This is a genomic window from Nocardiopsis coralli, from assembly GCF_014892575.1.
GTDB lineage: Bacteria > Actinomycetota > Actinomycetes > Streptosporangiales > Streptosporangiaceae > Nocardiopsis > Nocardiopsis coralli.
The window spans coordinates 66,687-88,762 of record NZ_JADBGI010000012.1; the positions used below are offsets into that span (position 1 = coordinate 66,687).

The following is a 22,076-nucleotide window of genomic DNA, read 5'->3' on the forward strand; positions in this document are numbered from 1 at the left end:
TCAGTCCCGTGGCCGACCTGTATCCGTTGCTGCCCCTGTTGTCCGGGATCGCCGTGCTGTGGCTCGTCTCCCGCGACACCCGACTGGAACTGCGGCTGATCCGCCACGGTGTGCGCGCCAAGGGCCGCGTCATCGGCTACCACGAGACCTCGACGGCGGCGCGCATGATCGTGCAGTTCCGGACCGAGGACGGGGTCGAGGTGCACGCCGAGCACGAGAACACCGGGTGGACGGCGTCGCGCTCGGGGGAGATCGTCACCGTCTCCTACGACCCCGACGCCCCGGAGCGGGCGCGCATCGTGTCGGGGCCGTGGATGACCCACTACGTGCGGGTGCTCTTCGGCGGGCTGGGTCTGTGCCTGGCCGGCATCGGTCTGCTGCTCGGTTACCTGGAGTGGACCTGACCGAGGATCTTGCTGCTGGAGCCGTATTCGGCGCCGAAGTCGGCTCTGGTGGCAAGATCCCCGCGGTCAGGTGTCGGCGAGCGCGGGTTCGGGCGCGGGCTCGCGGTGCAGCACCAGCCGGGTGGGCAGTTCTCCGGTCAGCGTGGCCCGGGTGGTCACGCGTACCCCGGTGACCAGGTCGGCCAGGCCGGCCCGGTCGTCGCGCACGACCGCGGTGCTCGAGTGCAGGACGACGAGCACGGGCGCGAGCCAGATCGGGGCGAAGACGAGCGCGAGCGCCACCGGGACCGGCAGCAGCAGCGCACGCACCAGCACCCGCCACCGCGCGGCCGGGCGGGACGAGCGTGCGTCGGCCAGCCCCAGACGAAGGGCGGCCCCTCCGGGTGTGGCGCGGTCGAGGCGCAGGAGCGGGACCAGAACGGCGCCCGCGACGGCGACGGCCGGGAGCACGGCGTCCGCGGTGTCGGGCGCGGGTTCCCACCCCGTCCACAGGCGGGCCAGGGCGAGCGCCGCGGCGGTGCCGAACCACCACAGCCCCAGGTCCACGACCGTGCCCAGCAGTCGGCGGACGAGGGCCGGGATGCCGCGGTCGGGCACGGCACCGGGCCATCCGCGGGCCAGGCGCCCGGGTCCCGTGCCGAGGGCGAACCGCGCGATCAGCCAGCCCAGGAGGGTTCCGAGCACACCGAGCGCGACCAGGAGCCACGAGGTCTCGGCGTAGGCGCAGGGGTACACGCCCAGGAGCCCGGTCGCCCGCACGGCGGCCGCGGCGAGGGCGAGCGCCGTCCCGATCGCGAGGGTGGTCCACAACCCGCGCCGGAACCGGTACCTGGCGAGCAGGCCGACGGGCAGCAGGACCGCGGCGGCCAGGACGAGCTCGAGCGGTCCGTGGCCGGTGACGGGCGGCGCTGCGGGGTCGGCGGTGCGCACGCACAGGCCGTCGGTGTGGGTGGGCAGCGGCCAGACGGCGTAGGCGGCCAGACCGGCGCCCGCGTACAGTGCCAGCAGCGTGAGTTGGCCGGGCATGCCCGACATGGGCCCGTAGCGCACGTGCTGTGCGCGCAGGTGGAGCGCGCCCCCGAGCACCACCAGCAGCGGGACCAGCGCCACGGCGGCCTCGACGGCGGCCGGTGCCCCGGTGTCGAAGGGTCGTTCCATGCTCGGTCCGCCTCTGTCCCGTCGTTCTCGGCTGCGCCTCCGGGCGCGTTCCGGTGGGCCACGCTAGTGCTCCGCGGGACGGGCCGGTGACCGAACGGAAAAATCTCCGCCGCGTCGATGTGTGATCGCTCCCCCGGCCCCCACAGCCCCCTCGTGGCCGGGGCTGCGTTCACCAGGCAGAACACAGGACCATATGTGACCTTTGTCCTATTGTCGCATTCTGTAGTCAGTTGTATTCCGAGACGTTATACGGGCTCGACTGGACATTCTCGCCCGTCATGGCAGACTGCCGACATCCCCCGCATCATCGGCCCATTACGGGGCGAGATACGATCCCCAACGCCATAAGCCGCGTTTGTGGTTACCCTGCGGTAGTCCCGCGTCATGCCCCGATGGGCCGGACCACCGCGCCCTTGGGGACGTCCCCCCACCCGCACCCCGAGCGGGCCCCCGGTGCCCCTCAGCACCCGGCGACACCACCGCAACCGATGAACTTCGACGCGGATCGACAGGAGAACCGTGCAGGCAGTACCCAAACGACGCGGGCGCAGCATCACCGCCCGTATCCGCGCGATGGTCATGATCCCCACCAGCGCACTCGTCGCGCTGTGGCTGATCCTCACCGGCGTCCTCGGCACCTGGGCCGTCTTCCAGCTGATGCTCGCCAACGCCACGGAGGACCTCGTCACCCCGGCCGCCGTCGGCCTCGTGGACGCGATGGAAGAGCGCTCCGCCACCATCGCCCACCTCGAGGACCCCGACGACCCCCAGGTCACGCAGGACCTCGCCGAGGCGCGCCAGGCCACCGACGACTCGCTCGGCGTCGTCGTGGAGGACCTCATCGGCTTCGCCGACCTGGCGCCCGGTGACGGCGGCATGCACATCGAGATGCTGCACGGGATGTACCAGGACATCGGCGAGATCCGCGACTCCGTCGACTCCGGCAACGCGGGCCGCGACGACGTCCTGGACTACTACAACGAACTCGTCCTGCACGGCGCCGACAGCTTCGACAGCCAGGGCCGCGAGGGCAACTCCGGTGACGCGGTCAGCCCCGGTTTCAGCGCGATCTACATGTTCCGCACGGTCGACACCCTCGCCCAGGCCGACGCGCAGGTCGCCCGCGCGTTCAGCACCGGCGAGCTCACCGTCGAGGACCAGCGCGAGTTCACCCGCCTCGTGGGTGCCTACGACGCCTTCCTCGAGGCCAACGCCCACTACCTGTCCGAGGAGCAGGCCGAGCGCTACGAGGCCGTCATCGCCAGCCCCGAGTGGGAGCGCCTCAAGGGATACGAGCAGGAGATCATCGACCGCCAGGTCGAGAGCGGCACCGTCACCGACCCGGTCACCCTCGAACCGGAGAACGTCGACGACCTGACCATGCCCGTGGACGCCGCCGACTGGCACGACGCCCACCAGCCCGTCCGGGCCGAGCTCACCGACATCGGCGCCGAGGAGGCCGTCTACGCCGCCTCCATGACGCGCGCCGGCGCCAACACCTGGGTCTACACCGCCATCGGCGGCAGTCTCGGTGTGGCCGCCGTCATCACCGTGGCCACCCTGCTGGCCCGCCGCTCCTCCCGCGAGCTCACCGGCCAGCTGCTCAAGCTGCGCGACGACTCCGACGACCTGGCCCGCAAGAAGCTCCCCGAGCTCATGGGCCGCCTCCACCGCGGCGAGCGTGTGGACACCAAGACCGCCCTGCCCGAGCTGGAGCGTTCCGACGACGAGATCGGTGACGTCGCCGAGGCCTTCAACACCGCCCAGCGCGCGGCCGTCGACGAGGCCGTGCAGCAGACCGAACTGCGCCACGGCGTCAACCGCGTCTTCCTCAACATCGCCCACCGCAGCCAGACGCTGGTCCACCGCCAGCTGCGCCTGCTGGACAAGATGGAGCGCGAGCAGGAGGACCCGGAGCAGCTCGGCCAGCTGTTCAAGCTCGACCACCTGGCGACCCGTTCGCGCCGCAACGCAGAGAACCTGCTGATCCTGGGCGGCGAGGCCCCGGGCCGTACCTGGCACCGCCCCATGCCGCTCATCGACGTGCTGCGCGGCGCCATCTCCGAGTCCGGCGACTACACCCGCGTCAAGCGCGAGCGCATCGCCCGCGTGCACCTCAACGGCCCCGCGGTCGCCGACGTCATCCACCTGGTCGCCGAGCTCGTCGACAACGCGACCATGTTCTCGCCACCGCACACGAGCGTGCGCCTGAGCAGCGACGACGTGCCCAACGGTGTGACCGTGGAGATCGAGGACCGCGGTCTGGGCATGTCCGACGGCGAGCTCTCCGCGGCCAACTCCCTGCTGGCCGAGCCGCCCGAGTTCGACGTCATGCGGCTCAACGAGAAGATGCGCCTGGGCCTGTTCGTGGTCTCGCACCTGGCCCACCGCCACGGCATCAAGGTGCACCTGCGCGCCTCGCCCTACGGCGGTGTGCAGGCCATCGTGCTGCTGCCGCAGGAGCTCATCTCCGGCGACCGCGCCTCGCTGCCCGCCTCGCCGGACACCGGGGAGGACATCTGGGAGGTCCGCCAGATCAGCGGCCCCGGCGAGGACACCGACAGCGGGAGCACCGGCGGCACGGACACCGCGTCCGGCGCTTCCGACACGAACGGTGACGGGCAGCAGAGCGGGCAGCCGGACACCGAGCCGGCCAAGCCCGTGCTGACCTCCGTGCCGTCCGCGCCCGCCGGCACCCCCGCCGACACCGGGGAGACCCCCGCGGCCCCGGCGGACCCCGCCCCGCAGACCGGCGGCGAGGACACCGGGAACGGCACCGGCGCACCCGCGGGCGGCAGCGACGTGCTCGCCGCCGGCCCCGACAGCCCTGCCCCGCAGGAACAGAGCAGCGCGAACGGTTCCTCCGCCTCGCGTCCCCCGCTGCCCACCCGTACCTCCAAGATCGCCGCGGTCCCGGCCGAGGACGGGAGCCGCGACGGCGGTTCCGGTTCCGACGGCGACGGCCAGGGCAGGCCCGCCCTGCCCAAGCGGCGCCCCCAGGAGAACCTCGCCCCCCAACTGGCCGCCGACCCCGCCCCGTCCAGCGGTGGGGCTCCCCGCTCCGGCGGTCCCTCCGGCGGTGAGACCAACAGCGCCGAACGGCTGGCGCGCCTGCGCAAGAACATGTCCGCGTTCCAGAAGGGCACCGACCGCGGACGGCGCGACGGCAAGCAGCAGACCAACGAGACCGACAAGGACGAGTGACCGTGACGAGTACCCCCGAGAACGGAAACGGCGCGGGCAAGAAGGACATCAACTGGCTGCTGGACGAGCTGCTCGACCGCGCGGTCGGCTCCCGCCACGCCATCGTCCTGTCCGCCGACGGCCTGCTGATCGGGCGCTCGGCGGACCTGGTCAAGGAGGATGCCGAGCACCTTTCCGCCGTGGCCTCGGCCTTCCAGAGCCTGGCCCGCGGAACCGGACGCCACTTCGGCGGCGGCGAGGTCCTGCAGACCGTCGTCGAGATGGAGAGCGCCTACCTCTTCGTCACCGGTGCCGGCCGCGGGGCCTGCCTCGCGGTCCTCGCGGAGGAGAGCTCCGACGTCGGCATGATCGCCTACGAGATGAACGTGCTGGTCGAACAGGTCGGCCGCTACCTCGACGCCGCTCCCCGTTATGAGAGTGCGGCCGGGGAAGCCACGCGATAGGGGACAGCATGCAAGCACACGACGACTACGGCCACGAGGGCCTGCCGCACCACCTCCCCATGCGGGAGGCGGGCGGCGGGCGCCCTCGTCCGGCCCCGCAACCGGAGGAACAGGCCTCCCCCGAACCCGAACCCCCTCCCGGGCCCGAGGCGGGACCCCTGGTGCGGCCCTACGTGATCGCGCAGGGGCGCGACCACGCCGACACCGTCAAGCTCGACATGATCAGCGTCGTCATCGCCGCCAAGCGCGCCGAGGTCGACGAGATGGAGCTGGAACCCGAACAGCTGCGCATCCTCGAGCTGTGCCGCCGCCCCCAGTCGGTGGCCGAGGTCTCCGCCCACCTGGACATCCCGGTCGCGGTCGTCAAGGTTCTGCTCAGCGACCTCCTCAACCGCGGGCTGGCCCTGGCCCGTGCCCCCTACACAGCGAAGAGCCCGGTCAGCCGGGACGTACTCCAGGCGGTTCTCGATGGCATCCAGAGACTCTGACACGCAGGCCCCCGTCCCCTCCGCGCTGAAGATCCTCGTCGCGGGCGGATTCGGGGCCGGCAAGACCACCCTCGTGGGGTCGGTCAGCGAGATCGCCCCGCTGAGCACCGAGGAGGTGATGACCGAGGCCAGCTACGGGGTCGACGACCTGTCCGGGGTGGAGGCCAAGTCCACCACCACGGTGGCGCTGGACTTCGGCCGCATCACCATCAGCGAGTCCCTCGTCCTGTACCTGTTCGGCACCCCCGGCCAGGAACGGTTCTGGTTCATGTGGGAGGAGCTGTCGGAGGGCGCGCTCGGTGCGATCGTGCTCGCCGACACCCGCAGGCTCGAGACCTGCTTCGCCTCGGTGGACTTCTTCGAGCGGCGCGGGGTCCCGTTCGTGGTCGCGGTCAACTGCTTCGAGGGCGCCCACCTGTACCAGCCCGACGAGGTGCGGGAGGCGCTCAGCCTGGATCCGACGATCCCTGTGGTGCTCACCGACGCCCGCACGCGCGAATCCTCCAAGGAGGTCCTGCTGACGCTGGTCAACCGTGTCGCGGAGCAGATGGCGGCCTGAGCCGCGGGTGGTGCCGGGTCCCGTACGCGGGGCCCGGCGCCCCGCACCCGTTGTACATACGGCCCTTCCGGGTAAAGTCGCCCACAGGACCTCCCCCATGACGGGCGTTCTGAGCAACCCGCTGACCGCGGACCCGTCACGACGGGTCGAACGAAGGTGACTGGAGTTCTGACCGTATGAAGCGGTTCGATTGGCGCGACCGGATCCACGAGCTGGATGCCGAGGCCGACTGCGAGCAGATCGTGCGCATCCTCGCCACGCACGAGTTCCCGTGGGACATCGAACAGGCTCTGGGCCTGGCGCTGTACCGTACCTACGCCGTGCCGAGCGTGGGCGAGCTCCTGGCCTACACCAGGGAATTCACCGAGCGCACGCAGCACCGGTACGACGACACGGCGCTGATCCTCAACGACATCATGGAGCACGGTTTCGGCCCGGGCCGCGGACGCGACGCCCTGCGCCGGATGAACCAGATGCACCGTTCCTACGACATCAGCAACGACGACTACCTGTACGTGCTGAGCACCTTCGTCGTGATGCCGGTGCGCTGGCTCAACGACTACGGGTACGGCTGGCGCCGCCTGAGCGACCACGAGATCGCCGCGAGCACCAACTACTACCGCAAGCTCGGCAAGCACATGGGCATCAAGGACATCCCCGAGACCTACGCGGCCTTCTACGAGCTCTACGACAACTACGAGCGCGACCACTTCGCCTACACCGACGGCGGGCGGGCGGTCTCCGACTCCACCCTCGAGCTGATGGTCGACTTCTACCCGGCCTGGCAGCGGCCCCTGGTGCGCCCCTTCACCAAGGCGCTGCTCGACGACCGGCTCATCCGGGCCTTCGACTACCCCGAGCCCTCCAGGTTCTGGCGCGCCGCCGCGAACGGGGCCATGAAGGGGCGGGCGAAGGTCGTGCGGTTCATGCCCCCGCGCAAGGAACCCCGCTGGGCCCGGACGAGCCCCAACATCCAGACCTACCCCGACGGTTACGACCCCTCGCGGATCGGCACGTTCCCCCAGGGCTGCCCGGTCCCGCACGACATGCGCACACAGATGGTCCCCGCCACCGGTGCGCAGGTGCCCGCGCCCGGCGAGGCACTGCCCCCGGAGGGCTCGGAGCGCTCCGCCGACGGCGGCGCACCGCAGCACTGAGCAAGCAGCACTGAGCGACCCTGCGGGCCCGACCGGCCCGCAGTACCGTAGGACCCGCGGGACCGACGCACACCCCCGACCCCGCACCTCCACGCACCACCGGGCCCGCACCCGGTGACGGGCGCAGCGCGCGGCCAGGCCGCGCGTTGCATCCCGCGACCCCCCGTCCCCACCCCTGATCCCCACACCCCTGAGGAACCCCTGAATGACGCGCATGAAGCGCTTCGACTTCCGCGACGAGATCCACCGCTTGGACCCCGAGAAGGACTGCGTGCGCATCATGCAGATCCTGCAGTCCCACGAGTTCCCGTGGGACATGGGCCGGGCCCTGGGTATCGCCCTGTACCGCACGTACGCGGTGCCGAGCATCGGGGAGCTGCTCGGGAAGACCGACGAGTTCACCGGCAACACCCAGAAGCGCTACGACGACACCGCGCTGATCCTGGGCAACATGGTCCAGCACGGTTTCGAACCCGGTAAGGGCCGCGACGCTCTGCGCCGGATGAACCAGATGCACCGGTCCTACGACATCAGCAACGACGACTACCGCTACGTGCTCAGCACCTTCGTGGTCATGCCGGTGCGCTGGCTCAACGACTACGGGTACGGCTGGCGCCGCCTGAGCGACCACGAGATCTCCGGGATCACGCACTACTACCGGACCCTGGGCAAGTACATGGGGATCAAGGACATCCCCGAGACGTACGAGGCGTTCGAGGAGCTCCTGAACAGCTACGAGGACGAGCACTTCGCCTACACCGAGGGCGGTCGGCGGGTGTCCGACTCGACCCTGGACCTCATGGTCACCTTCTACCCCAAGCGGGTGTCGGGGCTGGCGCGCAAGTTCTCGATGGCGATCCTGGACGACTCGCTGATCGAGGCGTTCCGGTACGAGAAGCCGTCGAAGGGCTGGCGCAAGGGCGCGGACCTGGCGCTGAAGCTGCGCGCGAAGGTCGTTCGGCGCATGAAGCCGCGCGAGGAGCCGCTGTGGGCGGACAACAACCCGAACATCCGCAGCTACCCGGACGGGTACCAGCCGTCCAGGATCGGCACGTTCCCGGCGAGCTGCCCCGTGGCGCACGACGTGGACCCGGTCGCCCACCAGGACCTGTACGGCCCCGACGGTGACAGCGGACCCGCTCCGGAGCCGGCCGAGGCGGGCCCGGCGGCGGACGGGCGCGCGTGACCGCGACCGTTCCCGGCCCCGTCCCCGGTGGGGCGGGGCCTTCGTCTGCGCGGGAGGGCCTGCCGCGGTCGGTGCACGCCTGGTACGGGACCGGTGCGGTGGCGATCGGGGTGTTCAACACCGTTCCGGGCCTGCTGCTGCTCATCTACCTGACGGACACGCTCGCGGTGAGCCCGGCGGTGGCCGGCGCGGTGGTCTTCCTTCCGAAACTGGTCGACCTGCTGGTGAGCCCCTCGATCGGGGTGTGGTCGGACCGCACACGTTCGCGGTGGGGGCCGCGGCGCCCGTGGATGCTCGCGGGTGCGCTGACGATGCCGTTGCTGTTCGCGGCGATGTTCGCCGGCCCGCCCCTGGAGGGGAACGCCGCCGCGGTGTACGTGGGCCTGGTGTTCCTGGCTGCGGCGTTGGCGTCGTCGATGTTCTCGGTGCCGTACACGGCGATGCCCGGGGAGATCACCGGGGACTACCACGAGCGTTCCACGTTCAACACGTGGCGGACGGCGTTCGTGGGGCTCGCGCTGATGCTGGGCGGGGCGCTCGCTCCGGTGCTGCAGGGTGTGCCCGACGACGAGCTGACCGGGTACCGCGCGATGGGGGTCGCCATGGGCGCGGTGGTGCTGCTGTCGATGCTGGGGGCGTTCTCGGGGACCCGGCGCGCGCCGCGGCCCTCGCACCCCTACCGCGGGGAGGGACTGTTCGCGCAGCTGCGGGTGGCGTTCCGGCACCGGCACTTCCGGGTGCTGTTCCCCGCGAACCTGTTGATGGCCACCGCGAGCGGGACGATGGTCGCCGGGGTCCCGTACGTGACCGCGAACGTGATGGGCGAGCCCGCGTACACGAGCATCCTCATGGTGTGTGTGCTGGTGCCGCTCATGGCCGCGGCCCCGGTGTGGCGGCGGGTGTCGCTGCGCCTGGACAAGCGGGGCGCCGCGGCCTGTTCGGCGCTGGTGTTCACGGTCGGCGGGCTGGGGCTCATGTGCCTGCCGCTGTGGGGTGTGCCCGGCGCGGTGGTCTCGTCGGTGCTGATCGGCGTCGGGTTGTCCGGAACCATGCTGCTGCCCGGTTCGATGCTGGCCGACTGCATGGCCACGGGCGACGACGGACGGCGCCAGGGCGGCGTGCTGTCGGGGCTGTGGACGTCGGGTGAGGCGATGGCGCAGTCCGTGGGCACGGGCCTGTTGTCGCTGTGCCTGGCCGTGAGCGGGTACGTGGAGTCCGGCGCCGGCGAGGTCGTGGAGCAGACCGACACCGCGCTGCGCGGGATGCTGCTGGGCAGCACCCTGTTGCCCGCCGCGGTGATGCTCGCGTGCCTGGTGCCCCTGGCGTTCTACCGCCTCACCGAACACGACACCTGATCCGCACACCACATGCACCACTCGTGACACACGTGGTGCATGTGGTGTGCAAGCGACGCTTTGTGCACACAGCGCACAGAAACGGCACGATGTGCGCATGGCACGCCCGGTGCGCGTGAGGCGCATCGTGCTCACGGAGCACGTGCCACAAGCACCACGCTTGCTGCGCGTGGCGTGCAAGGCGCATGCCGCCGTGCAGGATCTGTATTCGCGCGATGCGGGAGGCACGCGGGGCGTGCAGGGGGCACATGGTGTGCGCAGAGCGCCCGTGACGCGCAGGATGCGCGTGGAGCGTGGGACGTATCCAGCTCACGGAGCACGTGCCGCGCGGGACGCCACAAGGTAGGCATGACACGCGCAATGCGCGTGGTGTGCGCAGAGCGCGCGTAGCGCGCAGGAGATGCCTGATGCACGATCGGCATGCCGTCCGGCGCACGTGGTGGGGCACCGGCGAGGCCGCAGGCCCCGGCGCAGGAGACGCATCCGGCTCACGGAGCACGTGCGCCACATGCCGACCCGCATCGAGTGCCTGGTGTACCAGGCATATGCCGTGCGTACATGGCCCGTGGGGGGCGAAGAGGGCGCCCGATGCGCGAGAGGCACACGTGGTGGGGGCAGAGCGCGCATGACGCGCGATGCCTCATGCACACGGTCGGCCGCAGACAGGTGCGCCTGGTGGGCGCTGGTGCATGGGAAGTGTGTGACGGGTGGGGTCAGCGGCTCAGGCGGCGCCACAGGGGCCGGGGCAGGGCGCGCAGCACCGTGAACAGCGGGAGCAGCACCGGCGGGGCCCACACCGTGTGCGCGCCGGTCCGCAGGCCCCGGACGACGGCCGCGGCGACCTGCGCGGGTGTGGCCGGGAACGGCGCGGGCTCCACGTGCCGCGACATCTGCGTCGGCACGTACCCGGGCCGCACCACGAGAACCCGCGCCCCGCTCCCGTGCAGCGCGTCGCCGAGCCCCTGCGCGAACCCGTCCAGCCCGGCCTTGGCGGACCCGTAGACGAAGTTGAACCGGCGCGTGCGCACACCGGCGATCGAGGACAGCACCACCAGCGTCCCGTGCCCCTGCTCCCGCAACCGCGCGGCCACCGCCAGGTCCACGGACACGTGCCCGGTGTAGTTCACCGCGCTGTCCCGCGCGGCGGCGACCGGGTCGGCCTCGTAGGCGGCCTGGTCGCCGAGCACCCCGAACGCGTCCACGACCACGTCCAGGTCCCCGACCAGCTCCACCGCCCGTCGCACCGTTTCGGCGTGGGTCTCGGGCAGCGCGGCGTCGAAGTCGAGGGCGTGCACCTGCGGCCCCAGCGCGACCAGCGCCGCGGGCGCCTCCGCCCCGCCCCGCGCGGCCAGCACCACCTCGCGCGCGCCCTCGCGCACGAGGCGTTCGACCACGGCCAGGCCGATCTCGCTGCGTCCTCCCAGCAACAGCACGGACCTCACCGAACCGACGGCGTCGCGCATGGGTCACTCCTTCTCGGGTCGGGCTCTCAGTTCGAGGCGTCGGGCCAGGTCGGAGACCATGACCCCGTCCGGGTCGGCGCGCGCGCACGTGCGCCGCCAGTCGGGCAGGCCCGGGTACATGGCGTGTACGGTCTCCGGCCGGGCGCGGGCGTCCTTGGCCAGGTACAGCCGCCCGCCGGCCTCCAGCACACGCCGGTCGAGGCGGTCGAGCAGCGCCCGGAGCCCGGGGAGGTCCGCGGGAACGTCCACCGCCAGCGTCCATCCGGGCCTCGGGAAGGACAGCGGTCCGGGGGTGGCCTGCCCGAACCGTTTCAGCACGCCCAGGAAGGTCGGGACCCGCGCGAACTCGGCGGCCACGGCCCGCAACGTGTCCTCTTCCCCCTGCGGCACCACACACTGGTACTGCACCGCGCCCGCGGGGCCGTACGCCCGGTTCCACGCACGCACCCCGTCCAGGGGATGGAAGAACGCGGCCAGCGGCTGGACCTGCCCCCGCCGCCTGCGGGGCGCCCGGTGATAGTAGGCCCGGTTGAACGCGCCGACCGTCCAGCGGTTGAAGAGCCCGCGCGGGGCCGTGAACGGCACCGTCGCCGCCGGCCCCGCCCCTCCCCCGCGCAACGGTTCCCGCCGCGCCGCGAGAGGCAGGCCCCCGACGCAGGCGTGGTCGGCGCGCGAGACGACCGAACGCCCGCCGCCGGCCAGGTCGACCCAGGCCACGGAGTACCGGTGTCCGCTCTCGCACGACAGCAGCTCGAGGGTGGCGTCGAGGTCCCCGGTCCGGTCGGTGTCGACGCGGGCGAAGGCGGTGTCGACGGGCAGGGTGGCGACGGTGGCCTCGGTGACCACCCCGGTCAGCCCCATCCCGCCGACGGTCGCCCAGAAGAGCTCGGGGTCCTCGGCCGGAACGCCGCCCCGGCCGTCCTCGTCCGGAACCGCGCCGTCCGCAGCGGCGGCGCCCGGCCCCAGCCGCCGCACCGATCCGTCCGGGGTGACCAGGGTCAACGACCGAACGTGCGCACCCAGCGAGGAGTCCACGTGGTGGTTCTTGCCGTGCACGTCCGCGGCGATCGCCCCGCCCAGAGTGACTGCCCCGGTCCCGGGCACCACCGGCAGCACGTGCCCGTGCGGCAGCAGTGCATCGGCGATCCGCCCGAGCGGCACCCCCGCGGGCGCCGTGACCTGCCCGCGCGCGGCGTCGAACCGCACCGGCCCGGTGAGCCCGGTGCAGTCCAGGACGGTCCCGCCGGCGTCCTGCGCGGCGTCCCCGTAGGCCCGCCCGAGCCCGCGGGGCAGCGCGCCCCGGGGTCCGGCCCCGGCCAACGCGCGTGCGACCTGCGCGGCGTCGCGCGGGCGCACCACGCGGGCGGCGGAGGGGGCGGTCCGGCCCCATCCGCACAAGAGCACGGTCACGGGTAGATCCCCATTCCGACCAGGGCGAACAGGACCACGAGGCAGAGCTGGAGGGGCCGGTCGCGCAGGGCGATCTCCTCGGGTTCCTCCCCCGCCCCGCGGTCCACGAGCATGTTGTAGCGCAGGGTACAGGCGAACAGGGGGACCACACTCGCCGCGTGCCACGGCCCCTGCGACAGCGCCCACAGGCAGAACGTGATCACCAGGACGGCCGAGACCGACACCCGCAGCCGTGTCAGGAACCGGGCGCTGTACACCCCGAGGGTGCGCCGTGCGGGGGTCCTCCCGCGCCGTTCCGCCTCACGTTTGCCGCTGACCAGCAGCAGCGCACCCATGGCGACCACGAGCACGAACCATCCGGTCATCGGAACGCCGACCGCCACGGCCCCGGCGGCGGCGCGCAGCACGTGGCAGCCGGCCACCGCGGCCAGGTCGACGAGCACGACGTCCTTGAGCCGGAACGTGTAGGCGGCGGTCAGCACCACGTACCCGGTGACCACGGCGGTCAGCGCGGGGTCGCCCAGAAGCAGGGAGAGCGAGGGCGCGGCGGCGATGAGCACGAGCCCGGCCCCGAACGCCGTCCGCAGAGGCAGGGCACCGGAGGCGACGGGCCGGCGGCGCTTGCGTGCGTGCGCGCGGTCGCGGTCGACGTCGCGTACGTCGTTGAGCAGGTAGGTGCCGCTCGCCGCCAGGCAGAAGAGGGCGACGACGGCACCGCAGACGAGCCAGGCCGAGGGCTCGTCGAGGGCCCCGGCCGCAGCGGGGGCGGCCAGGACCAGCAGGTTCTTGGGCCATTGGCGGGGGCGGCAGGCGCGCAGCAGCGCCGGCGCGACCGCTCCCCCCGCGGCCCTGGAGGGGGCCCGACCGGGCACCGGGGTCCCGGGTGCCGTCGGGCGGGTCTCAGACCTGTCGTTCACCGTAACGGGGGGTCTCGGGCTCCTCGTCACCGCGGCGGTTGGTCACCAGCAGGACGACGGCGACGCCGATGAAGCCGACACCGACGATCAGGGACCCGATGGGCAGTGTGGTGTGGAGCAGCGGCAGGTACTGGCGTGCCTGCTCGGTGTTCTCGATCGCCTGGTCGATGGTCGCGTCGGTGTAGCTGAGTTCGCCGCTCAGCATGGTCAGCACCTCTTCGTCGTCGACCACGACGACCCGGTGCTGGTCCTCGCTGACGTTGACGGGCGAACCGGAGACCGGCTCGATCCAGTAGGTGCGGGTGAGGGAGAACTCCACGTCGCCGGTGACGTCGCCGTCGCCGTCGAGGCCTGCGACCTCGCGCGGGACGGTCTGTTCGTCGACGACGGTGGGCTCGACGGTCTGGACGAAGCGGTAGGTCTCCACGCCCTTGATGGTCTCGACGCCGTCGAACTCCATCGGGACGGTCTCCTCGACCATGGTCTCGAAGAAGTCGTAGTCCCGCTGTTCGGTGAAGAACGGGAACTTCCAGAGCTGGCCGTTCTGGGTGACCGACTCGTCGTCGACCATCGGGTCGCAGCAGTCGACGCCTTCACCGGTCACACGGTCGTGGCCGCCGCGGCGGCTCGTGGACGAGATACCGAAGTCGGTCTCGCCGTCCTTGATCCAGGTGAACTGGTCCCACACGACGGTGTCGTCGGTACTGGAGGCCACGTCGGCCCGGACGGTCGTGTGTGCCTCGACCTCGGCGTCCTCGACCTCCTCGACGTCCTCGATGTTGAAGTAGTCGACCTGCCCTGTGTTGACCATTTCGGCGTAGTAGTCCAGAGGGGTCTTCATCAGGGAACCGGCGACCCACGTACGCATGAGGGGTGCCATAGCGAGAGAGAAGACCCCCAGCGCGATGAGAACGACCGCGACGGTACGGCGCATGTGCCCTCCTGGGCGTGATGAGAGTCAGGTTCTGGAACGGGTTCGCGGGGGTGAGGGGACGATCGGGGGAGGATCGGCCCCATGGAACTGGCTTCAGTTCCGGGTAGACTACTCCCCAGTAGTGAACGGCGTCACCCTGGCGTGTCCTAATTTTTATAACAGGTTCTAGTTGAACGCACGGGGCGCGTGTGACCCGCTCGCTCCCCTCTCCCCGCGGCGCACCGGCGCCCGCGCTCCCCTCGCCCCCGTCCCCGGAAGGCCCCATGGCGCCCACATCCTCAGCGCCCGAGCACGACGGCGCGCGCACCCCCGGCAACCCTGCTCTCGTCCTGCCGCAGGTCACCGGCCGCCACGAGACGCTCGACGGCATCCGGGCGATGGCGGCGATGATGGTCCTGGTCTTCCACGTGGCCACCGAGACCGGGGACTCCCTCAGGCCCGGGATGGTCGGCGGGCTGCTGTCCGCGTTCGACCTGGCCGTGCCGCTCTTCTTCGCGCTCTCCGGTGTGCTGCTGTACCGGCCGTGGGCCCGCGCCGCGCTCGACGGCACACGGGGCCCGCGCGCCCGTGCCTACCTGTGGCGGCGTGTGGTGCGTGTCTTCCCGGCGTACTGGATCGTCGCGGTGGCGGCGCTGCTCATCTACTCCCGCGACCAGCTGGGCTCGGTGCGCCACTGGTTCGAGGTCATGACGCTGACCTTCACGTTCAACACCGACCCCGACTGGGTGGGGACCGGGCCCTACGGCCTCGGGCAGATGTGGAGCCTGTCGGTGGAGGTCAGCTTCTACCTGCTGCTGCCCGTCATCGCCGCCGTCCTGGCCCTGTGGGCCCGCCGGGGGCGCAGCGTGGACGTGCGCGCGAAACGCCTGCTCATCGGGTTGGCCGTCATCGCGTTCCTGGCGCTGCTGGCGTTGGTCCCGCAGTTCTATCCGGAACCCCGCGAGTACATGCACGCCTGGCTTCCGCGGGCCATGGGCCTGTTCGCGGCCGGGATGGCGCTGGCCGTGCTCTCGGAGTGGGCGTGGCGGGAACCCGGCGAACACGGCCCCGTACGCCGTTTCTGCCGCACCGTCGCAGCGTCGCCGGGGGTGTGCTGGCTCCTCGCCGGCGGGTTCTTCGTGCTCACCGCGACCGACGCCACCGGTGGGCGGTTCATCGGTTCGGGCGACATCTGGACCTCGGGGGTGGAGTCGCTGACCGGGATCGGTTTTGCGTTCTTCATCATCGCCCCCGCCGCGCTCGCCCCGCGGCCCACGCACGAGCCGTACCCGGTGCGTTCCGCCGAGGCCTGGCGCGAGGGGCGGTGGCTGGACTCGCTGCTGCGGCACCGGGCGTGGCAGTTCCTGGCGCGGATCTCCTACGGGGTGTTCCTGTGGCAGTTCCTGGTGCTGTACCTGTGGCGGGACTTCACCGGGCAGGAGATCTTCACCGGGTCGTTCTGGCTCGACGTCGTACCGGTGACGGTCGTGACGATCCTGTTGGCGATGGCGACGTACCGGTGGGTGGAGGAGCCCAGCCGCCGGTGGTCCCGGCGCTTCTTCCGCGAGCCCCGGCACAAGAAGGCCCCCGCCCACCGGTCCTGAACCGGCTCGGGCGGGGGCGCAGCGGGGCGTAGCGGCTCAGGCCGGGTCGACGACGAAGACCGGGATGTGGCGGTCGGTCCTCTCCCTGTAATCGGCGTAGGGCGGGTAGGCCGCCACCGCGCGGTCCCACCAGAGGGCGCGCTCGTCCCCCTCCACCTCGCGGGCGCGGGCGGCGAAGGGCTCGGGGCCGTCCTGGAGGGCGACCTCGTCGGGAGCGGCGCGCAGGTTGTGCACCCACGACGGATGCTCGGGGGCTCCGCCCTGCGAGCCGATCACCGCGTACCGGCCGTCGTGCTCGACGCGCATGAGCGCCGACTTTCGCACGTTGCCGCTCTTGCGGCCCCGGGTGCTCAGGATGACGACGGGCAGGCCGGTGTCCAGGAGCGTGTTCCCCTCACGGCCTCCGGTCCGTTCGTACAGGTCCACCTGGTCACGGACCCACTGGGACGGACTCGGCTCGTACTCGCCGTCGAGGATCTGACGCGTGCTCATCGTGCTCCTTCGGCTGAGGGGGTGGTCGAACCATCCCGATGATGGCACGGGCGCGCAGGGACGGGGGACCGACATGCACGCCCAAGACCTTCCCCTCAAGGCGCGCACCGCATTGCAGGAACGCACCGCCCAAGGCACGCATCGCATTTCAGGAGCGCTCCGCACCCCGAGCACGCTCCACCCGAGGAACGCTCCATGCGGTGCGCGAACGCCAGTGAGTGCACCGCATGGAGCGGAAACAGAGCCTCAGCCCACAGCCACCTGGACGCCCCCTGCGGCCGATGCCGAGACGTACCCGCTCGACCTCGGACACTCGCCGGCGCTCGCACACGAGGCCGAGCGGTTCCAGGGGCGCACGCCCGCGCACATAGCCGAGCACCCCCGGGGACAGGCCGAGCGGTTGCAGGGGCGCACGCCCGCACACGCGGTGACACGTTCCCCGGAACCCGGCGGAGCCCGGCTCAGCAGAGCCGCACCTACGCGTCGTCCTCGTCGGCGTCCCCGTCGTCGGTGGGATCCGACCGCTCGTCGTCGGCCGGCACCCACGGCTCACCGTCCTCGGCCGGGCCCATCGTCCCGACCGACACCCAGTTCACGCACACCGCGTCCTCCTCGGTGTGCAGGGCGAGCTGCTGACCGGGCGCACCGGAGGGCACGAACCACACGCCGTCCTCCTCGGCCTCGGGGAGGTCGATCTCCAGCAGGTCGTCGCCCAGGAACAGCGCCGCCTCCGTCTCCTCCTCCGCCTCGTAGCCGATGGTGACGACCTGCGAGGGCCCTCCGTGCGCCTCCACCGGCCAGGACATGACGCCGTCCCAGGTCTCCAGGCAGTTCTCGCCCTCCTCCGGGACGAAGACGGTCGCGTTGCTCCCCGGCCCCGCGGGCACCAGGTCGCCGTCGCCGTCGAAGACGTAGCCCGTGTCGGCCTCCTCCGGAACCCGCATGCGTTCGGCGGTCTCGGCGTCGGCCAGCGGGGACAGCACCCACGAGCTCAGCCGTTCCGCCTGGTTCCACTCCAGCACCACGTCGTCCGGGACCGGGCTCGAGTACAGCCCGCCCTCGTCCGGCACGTCCCCCATCGAGGCCCGCACGGAGTCGAGGTAGGCACCCAACTGGTCGCCGCTCAAGGTGCGCGCGTAGGTGTGCGTGGACATCACCGCAGCGGCCGCGAACACCACGGTCACCGCGGCGGCCGTCGCACGCGCGGGGCGCCGGATCCGCACGCGGTAGGGCTGCAGGTCGGCGCGGCCCTCCCCCGCCGCTCCCACGTACGCGCGGGCGCGTTCCTCACGGGTGGGCAGAAACGCCAGCGCCAGGCACAGCGCGAAGACCATCGCGGCGTCGGCCACGTAGCGGGGGTCGGCGGCGACCACGTCCTGGAACCGTGCGCGTGCGATGACCGTGGGCAGCACGTCCACGACCACCACGTATCCGACCAGCAGCACCCAGGCCCGCCACGCACGCCGGCGCATCCGCACGCTGACCAGCACGATCAGGGCGAGCACCGCCCACGAGGCCAGCACGACCCACCCGCGCGGGTCGACGAGCCCGCCGGTCGGGGTGACTGGACCCCACTCCAGCGGCCCGCCCAGGGCCCCCACGGGGAAGACCTCGGTGACCAGCCCGCGCGCGATCGCCCACGCGGAGTCGCTCTCGGGCACCCCGGCCCCGTCGGTGTTCTCCGCCGAAGCCATCCGTCCCACGTACAGGACGGCGTAGGCCGCGAAAAGCCCCGCCATGGTCGCCCAGTAGGGCCGGTGGAGTTCCCACGCCCGGCGCACCGACACCAGCAGCCCGCCCGGGTACAGGTAGGTGACCGCGACGGCGAACACGAGCACCGGCAGGAACATCGCCTTGACGGTGAAGAGCATCCCGAACACGATCGCGCCGACCGCCAGCCACGCGGTACGGGGTTCGCCGGTGCGCAGGTGGCGCACGGTCCACAGCAGCGCCAGCGCCAGGGCGAGCTGGAACGGCACCGCGTTCAGCGCCGCCGACCACCAGGCCAGCACCGGAACCGTGAGGGGCGCGAGCACGAACACCGTCAACGGCACCAGCAGCGCCCAGCGGCGTCCGAACAGTTCCCACAGCAGTCGCAGGAACGCCAGGTACGCCGCGGCCTGCACCACGAACATCACACCCGCGCTGAGCCACCACTGGTAGGGCCAGAACGCCGTCTGGAAGTAGACCAGGAACAGCGCCCCGGGCATGAGGTGGCCCTTGTGCAGGTCGAAGAGGTGGTCGGGGCTGAGCTCCTCGGCGTCGGCGGCCGCGAAGAACAGGTAGTCGTCCTCGACGAAGTGCGACTGGGTGAGCACGTACGCGCGCACCACCAGCGCGACCGCGACGACGGCCAGGGACGCCAGGAACACCCGGTCCCGCATCAGCCCGCGCAGTGTGGCGGCGCCCGTGCGCAGGAGCTCGCCGAAGGAGGGACCCTCCCCGTCGGGCTCCTCGACCGGGCGGCGTACCCTGAGGGCGCCTTCACCGGCCGCGTCGCCCTGTGCCTGCCTGCCCTCGCGGGCGTCGGAGTCGGGCTCCATCGAGTTCTCTCCCCGCACTGTATTGGCCATCCCGGAAAAGGGGTGCCAGAATACAACACGTTCCACTTTCTTCCTCGACCGTTATCGCAGGTCCACACTGACCGCGCGTGCAGAACAGGAACACGCTCCAACGACGCGTGTCCGGCTGGGGTCGTGCAACCGTGGGGGTGATGCCGTGGGGCTCGAACAGGTCCGGCGCGACTGGACCCGCCTGGGTGCCACCGAACCGCTGTGGGCGGTGTGCGTGGACCCCGACAAGCGGGACGGCGGATGGGACGACGACGAGTTCCTCGCCTCCGGGCGCGCGGAGATCGACCCGTCCGTCTCACGTATGCGCGACCTGGGTGTACACCCGGGCGGCGGCAGGGTCCTGGACTTCGGGTGCGGGGCCGGGCGGCTCTCCAACGCCCTGGCCGCGCACTTCGACGAGGTCGTGGGCGTGGACATCTCCGAGCCGATGCTGGCCGAGGCCGAGCGCCTGGACCGTTCGGGCGGGCGCATCACCTTCGAGCTGAACGAGAGCCCCGACCTGTCCCGGTTCGAGGACGACAGCTTCGACCTGGTCTACACCGACCTCGTGCTGCAGCACCTGCCGCCGGAGCTGGCCGAGGGGTACGTGCGCGAGTTCGCACGGGTGACCCGGCCGGGCGGTGTGCTGGTGCTGGGCGTGCCCGAGCGGGTGCGGCCGACCTTCAAGGGCCTGGTGTTCCGGTTCCTGCCGTGGCCGCTGGTGGCGCTGGCTCAGAAGGTGATCCTGCGGTACCCGGCGCCGATGCGGATGCACGTCCTGCCCGCCGCGCGCCTGGCCGAGCTCCTGCCGGACTCTCGCATCGCCGGCTCCGACCCCTACTGGGGCGGGGACCACTGGCAGCACCTGCGCCACTACATCGTGGTCGGCCCTGAGACGGAGGCGCAGGCATGACCACCGGAACCCGTTCCGACGAACTCGTGCCGTTCCGCGCCACGCTCGGGCGCTCCGTCGGGCTGTTCTCGGCCTTCCGCAAGGAGCAGACCGACCCCGCGTTCTTCTACGGCAAGCTCGCCCGAGACACCGTCGACCAGCTGCGCTCCTACACCCCGTTGGACGGGCGCACGGTCGTGGACGTGGGCGGCGGGCCCGGTTACTTCGCCGACGCGCTGCGGGACTCCGGTGCGCGCTGCGTGTGTGTGGACGCCGACGCACACGAGATGCGGCTGCACGGGCGTTCCGCGGACGTCAACGGGGTGCAGGGGAGCGCGCTCGACCTGCCGATGCGTGACGGGTCGGTGGACGTGTGCCTGTCCTCCAACGTGCTCGAGCACGTGCCCGACCGCCGGCGGATGGCGGACGAGATGGTGCGCGTGACCCGGCCCGGCGGCCTCGTGTACCTGTCGTACACGCTGTGGCTGTCGCCGTGGGGCGGGCACGAGACCTCGCCCTGGCACTACCTGGGCGGTTCCTACGCGGCGGAGCGGTTCGCCCGCAAGCACGGCCGGCGCCCCAAGAACGACTACGGGCGGACCATGTACGCGGCGCACGCCAAGGAGATGCTGCGCTGGGCGCGCTCGCACCCGGACGCGGAACCGGTCGACATCCGGCCGCGGTACCTGCCCACGTGGATGAAGCCGATCGTGCACGTGCCGTTCCTGCGCGAGGTCGTCACGTGGAACCTGCTGCTGGTTCTACGCAAACGCTGAGCGCACGCCGTCGCCGGACCGCGGCCTGATCGCGAACCGAGGGGTCGAACAATGAGAAGGACGGCTTACGCGGCCTGTGCCCTCAGCACCGCCCTACTCCTGAGTGGATGCAGCTACGTCACGCCGACCATCACCGAAGACGAAGCAATAGCAAAAACCCAAGAACACGCGGAACACACTCTCTCCGCACTCCCCGAAAACGCCGAACTCGAAGAACTGAGCGAACCCAGCTCCTCCCCTTGCGGAAATTCACAAACCCGCGTTACCGTCAGCGTAAATCTCTGGATCCATGGAATCCCAGAAGAAGACAACGACACCGCACTCGAACTCATGCACGAGCACTGGGAAACCAACGGATACCAAATCCTCAACGACAGCCGACCCGACGACACCTTCATCAATGCCAAAAACGAAGAAGACGACTTTCAGGTAGCAACTCGATACAATATAAATGACGAACTGTCCCTCAGCGTCAGGCCCCCCTGCCTCTGGCCCGACGGCAGCCCCGAATTCTCGTGAGAGCACCCCGAGAACATCATCGGAATTCAGTCCACTCACAAATACATAGGACCTGGAGGTACAGGGGTAGAACGATTGCGAATGAGTACACCAACCAAGTGAAACACGTAGCGATCCTCCCGGTCTGCATCCTCAGCACCGCCCTACTCCTGAATGGATGCAGCTACGTCACACCCACCATCACCGAAGACGAAGCAACAGAAAAAATCCAAGAACACGCACGAAACACCCTCGCCGCACTTCCCGAGAAAGCCGAAATCGAAGAACGAGACGGACCCAACACTTCCCCCTGCGGGAATCCAAGCATGCTAAGCGACGAAGACCGCGTCACCGTCAGTGAACATTTTTGGGTCCGCGGAATCCCAGAAGAAGACAACGACACCGCACTCGAACTCATGCACGACCACTGGGAAACCAACGGCTACCAAATCCTCAACGACAGCCGACCCGACGACACCTTCATCAACGCAGAGCATGAAGAAAATGACTTTCAAGTAGCAACCCAATACAACAAGAACGGCACGCTCTCACTCGTCGTCAGGTCCCCATGCCTCTGGCCCGACGGCAGCCCCGAACTCTTCTGA

Annotated in this window: 20 protein-coding genes; 13 read left to right on the plus strand and 7 right to left on the minus strand. The window is 70.9% G+C overall.

What is annotated here, in order from left to right; genetic code table 11:
* The first annotated feature begins 8 nt into the window (after positions 1-8).
* The gene (locus IDM40_RS14985; RefSeq protein WP_193122625.1) at positions 9-404 is read left to right on the plus strand and encodes a DUF3592 domain-containing protein; all 396 of its coding nucleotides are present in this window, start codon (positions 9-11) and stop codon (positions 402-404) included.
* A 66-nt stretch (positions 405-470) separates the two neighbouring features.
* On the opposite strand, the gene IDM40_RS14990 is transcribed toward IDM40_RS14985, so the two are convergent.
* A complete protein-coding gene (locus tag IDM40_RS14990; protein WP_193122626.1) occupies positions 471-1,562 on the minus strand; it encodes a hypothetical protein in 1,092 nt (363 codons plus the stop codon).
* Positions 1,563-2,081: 519 nt separating this feature from the next.
* Between IDM40_RS14990 and IDM40_RS14995 the strand changes: the two genes are divergently transcribed.
* The 7 genes from IDM40_RS14995 to IDM40_RS15025 all read left to right on the plus strand — a co-directional run bounded on the left by IDM40_RS14995 (position 2,082) and on the right by IDM40_RS15025 (position 9,954).
* Positions 2,082-4,766 carry a sensor histidine kinase gene (locus IDM40_RS14995; protein ID WP_193122627.1) on the plus strand — a complete coding sequence of 895 codons (2,685 nt, stop codon included), beginning with the start codon at positions 2,082-2,084 and terminating at the stop codon, positions 4,764-4,766.
* A 2-nt stretch (positions 4,767-4,768) separates the two neighbouring features.
* Positions 4,769-5,209: a roadblock/LC7 domain-containing protein gene (locus IDM40_RS15000; protein WP_193122628.1), complete on the plus strand. Its 441-nt coding sequence runs from the start codon at positions 4,769-4,771 to the stop codon at positions 5,207-5,209.
* 8 nt (positions 5,210-5,217) lie between these two features.
* On the plus strand, positions 5,218-5,697 hold the full coding sequence (locus IDM40_RS15005) for a DUF742 domain-containing protein (RefSeq protein ID WP_193122629.1): 480 nt from the start codon (positions 5,218-5,220) through the stop codon (positions 5,695-5,697).
* Positions 5,678-6,256 carry a GTP-binding protein gene (locus IDM40_RS15010; RefSeq protein ID WP_193122630.1) on the plus strand — a complete coding sequence of 193 codons (579 nt, stop codon included), beginning with the start codon at positions 5,678-5,680 and terminating at the stop codon, positions 6,254-6,256. The genes IDM40_RS15005 and IDM40_RS15010 overlap by 20 nt, the downstream gene beginning before the upstream one ends.
* Positions 6,257-6,432: 176 nt before the next feature.
* Positions 6,433-7,413 (plus strand): oxygenase MpaB family protein, encoded by a 981-nt coding sequence (locus IDM40_RS15015; protein WP_193122631.1) that lies wholly within the window; start codon positions 6,433-6,435, stop codon positions 7,411-7,413.
* Between the two features lie 214 nt (positions 7,414-7,627).
* Complete coding sequence (locus IDM40_RS15020) at positions 7,628-8,599, plus strand: oxygenase MpaB family protein (protein ID WP_193122730.1); 972 nt, start codon at positions 7,628-7,630, stop codon at positions 8,597-8,599.
* Complete coding sequence (locus IDM40_RS15025) at positions 8,596-9,954, plus strand: MFS transporter (protein WP_407939976.1); 1,359 nt, start codon at positions 8,596-8,598, stop codon at positions 9,952-9,954. The genes IDM40_RS15020 and IDM40_RS15025 overlap by 4 nt, the downstream gene beginning before the upstream one ends.
* Before the next feature lie 713 nt (positions 9,955-10,667).
* On the opposite strand, the gene IDM40_RS15030 is transcribed toward IDM40_RS15025, so the two are convergent.
* The 4 genes from IDM40_RS15030 to IDM40_RS15045 are packed head-to-tail and all read right to left on the minus strand — an operon-like array spanning position 10,668 to position 14,678.
* Positions 10,668-11,417, minus strand: a complete 750-nt coding sequence (locus IDM40_RS15030; protein WP_193122632.1) for an SDR family NAD(P)-dependent oxidoreductase — start codon at positions 11,415-11,417, stop codon at positions 10,668-10,670.
* A 3-nt stretch (positions 11,418-11,420) separates the two neighbouring features.
* The gene (locus IDM40_RS15035; protein WP_193122633.1) at positions 11,421-12,827 is read right to left on the minus strand and encodes an FAD-binding oxidoreductase; all 1,407 of its coding nucleotides are present in this window, start codon (positions 12,825-12,827) and stop codon (positions 11,421-11,423) included.
* Positions 12,824-13,699 (minus strand): decaprenyl-phosphate phosphoribosyltransferase, encoded by an 876-nt coding sequence (locus IDM40_RS15040; RefSeq protein ID WP_193122732.1) that lies wholly within the window; start codon positions 13,697-13,699, stop codon positions 12,824-12,826. Before IDM40_RS15040 ends, IDM40_RS15035 begins: the two co-directional genes overlap by 4 nt.
* 28 nt (positions 13,700-13,727) lie before the next feature.
* Positions 13,728-14,678 carry a DUF3068 domain-containing protein gene (locus tag IDM40_RS15045; RefSeq protein ID WP_193122634.1) on the minus strand — a complete coding sequence of 317 codons (951 nt, stop codon included), beginning with the start codon at positions 14,676-14,678 and terminating at the stop codon, positions 13,728-13,730.
* 263 nt (positions 14,679-14,941) lie between these two features.
* On the opposite strand from IDM40_RS15045, the gene IDM40_RS15050 reads away from it, so the two are divergent.
* Positions 14,942-16,261 carry an acyltransferase family protein gene (locus tag IDM40_RS15050; protein ID WP_193122635.1) on the plus strand — a complete coding sequence of 440 codons (1,320 nt, stop codon included), beginning with the start codon at positions 14,942-14,944 and terminating at the stop codon, positions 16,259-16,261.
* A 36-nt stretch (positions 16,262-16,297) separates the two neighbouring features.
* Here IDM40_RS15050 and IDM40_RS15055 read toward each other — a convergent pair whose 3' ends face one another.
* The gene (locus tag IDM40_RS15055) at positions 16,298-16,753 is read right to left on the minus strand and encodes a nitroreductase family deazaflavin-dependent oxidoreductase (protein WP_193122636.1); all 456 of its coding nucleotides are present in this window, start codon (positions 16,751-16,753) and stop codon (positions 16,298-16,300) included.
* A gap of 476 nt (positions 16,754-17,229) precedes the next feature.
* A complete protein-coding gene (locus IDM40_RS15060; protein WP_193122637.1) occupies positions 17,230-19,296 on the minus strand; it encodes a hypothetical protein in 2,067 nt (688 codons plus the stop codon).
* Positions 19,297-19,471: 175 nt separating this feature from the next.
* Between IDM40_RS15060 and IDM40_RS15065 the strand changes: the two genes are divergently transcribed.
* From IDM40_RS15065 to IDM40_RS15080, 4 genes are all read left to right on the plus strand, one after another.
* Entirely contained in the window at positions 19,472-20,218 is a 747-nt protein-coding gene (locus IDM40_RS15065) for a class I SAM-dependent methyltransferase (RefSeq protein WP_193122638.1), read from the plus strand.
* Entirely contained in the window at positions 20,215-20,973 is a 759-nt protein-coding gene (locus tag IDM40_RS15070; protein WP_193122639.1) for a class I SAM-dependent methyltransferase, read from the plus strand. Before IDM40_RS15065 ends, IDM40_RS15070 begins: the two co-directional genes overlap by 4 nt.
* A gap of 51 nt (positions 20,974-21,024) precedes the next feature.
* Positions 21,025-21,492, plus strand: coding sequence for a hypothetical protein (locus IDM40_RS15075; RefSeq protein WP_193122640.1), 468 nt, complete (start codon positions 21,025-21,027; stop codon positions 21,490-21,492).
* 98 nt (positions 21,493-21,590) lie between these two features.
* Positions 21,591-22,076: a hypothetical protein gene (locus IDM40_RS15080; RefSeq protein WP_193122641.1), complete on the plus strand. Its 486-nt coding sequence runs from the start codon at positions 21,591-21,593 to the stop codon at positions 22,074-22,076.

Coding starts and splice junctions, on each gene's coding strand:
- IDM40_RS14990 (WP_193122626.1), bottom strand. CDS start 1,562: ATGGAACGACCCTTCGACACCGGGGCACCGGCCGCCGTCGAGGCCGCC.
- IDM40_RS15005 (WP_193122629.1), top strand. CDS start 5,218: ATGCAAGCACACGACGACTACGGCCACGAGGGCCTGCCGCACCACCTC.
- IDM40_RS15010 (WP_193122630.1), top strand. CDS start 5,678: ATGGCATCCAGAGACTCTGACACGCAGGCCCCCGTCCCCTCCGCGCTG.
- IDM40_RS15015 (WP_193122631.1), top strand. CDS start 6,433: ATGAAGCGGTTCGATTGGCGCGACCGGATCCACGAGCTGGATGCCGAG.
- IDM40_RS15020 (WP_193122730.1), top strand. CDS start 7,628: ATGAAGCGCTTCGACTTCCGCGACGAGATCCACCGCTTGGACCCCGAG.
- IDM40_RS15030 (WP_193122632.1), bottom strand. CDS start 11,417: ATGCGCGACGCCGTCGGTTCGGTGAGGTCCGTGCTGTTGCTGGGAGGA.
- IDM40_RS15045 (WP_193122634.1), bottom strand. CDS start 14,678: ATGCGCCGTACCGTCGCGGTCGTTCTCATCGCGCTGGGGGTCTTCTCT.
- IDM40_RS15050 (WP_193122635.1), top strand. CDS start 14,942: ATGGCGCCCACATCCTCAGCGCCCGAGCACGACGGCGCGCGCACCCCC.
- IDM40_RS15055 (WP_193122636.1), bottom strand. CDS start 16,753: ATGAGCACGCGTCAGATCCTCGACGGCGAGTACGAGCCGAGTCCGTCC.
- IDM40_RS15060 (WP_193122637.1), bottom strand. CDS start 19,296: ATGGAGCCCGACTCCGACGCCCGCGAGGGCAGGCAGGCACAGGGCGAC.
- IDM40_RS15070 (WP_193122639.1), top strand. CDS start 20,215: ATGACCACCGGAACCCGTTCCGACGAACTCGTGCCGTTCCGCGCCACG.
- IDM40_RS15075 (WP_193122640.1), top strand. CDS start 21,025: ATGAGAAGGACGGCTTACGCGGCCTGTGCCCTCAGCACCGCCCTACTC.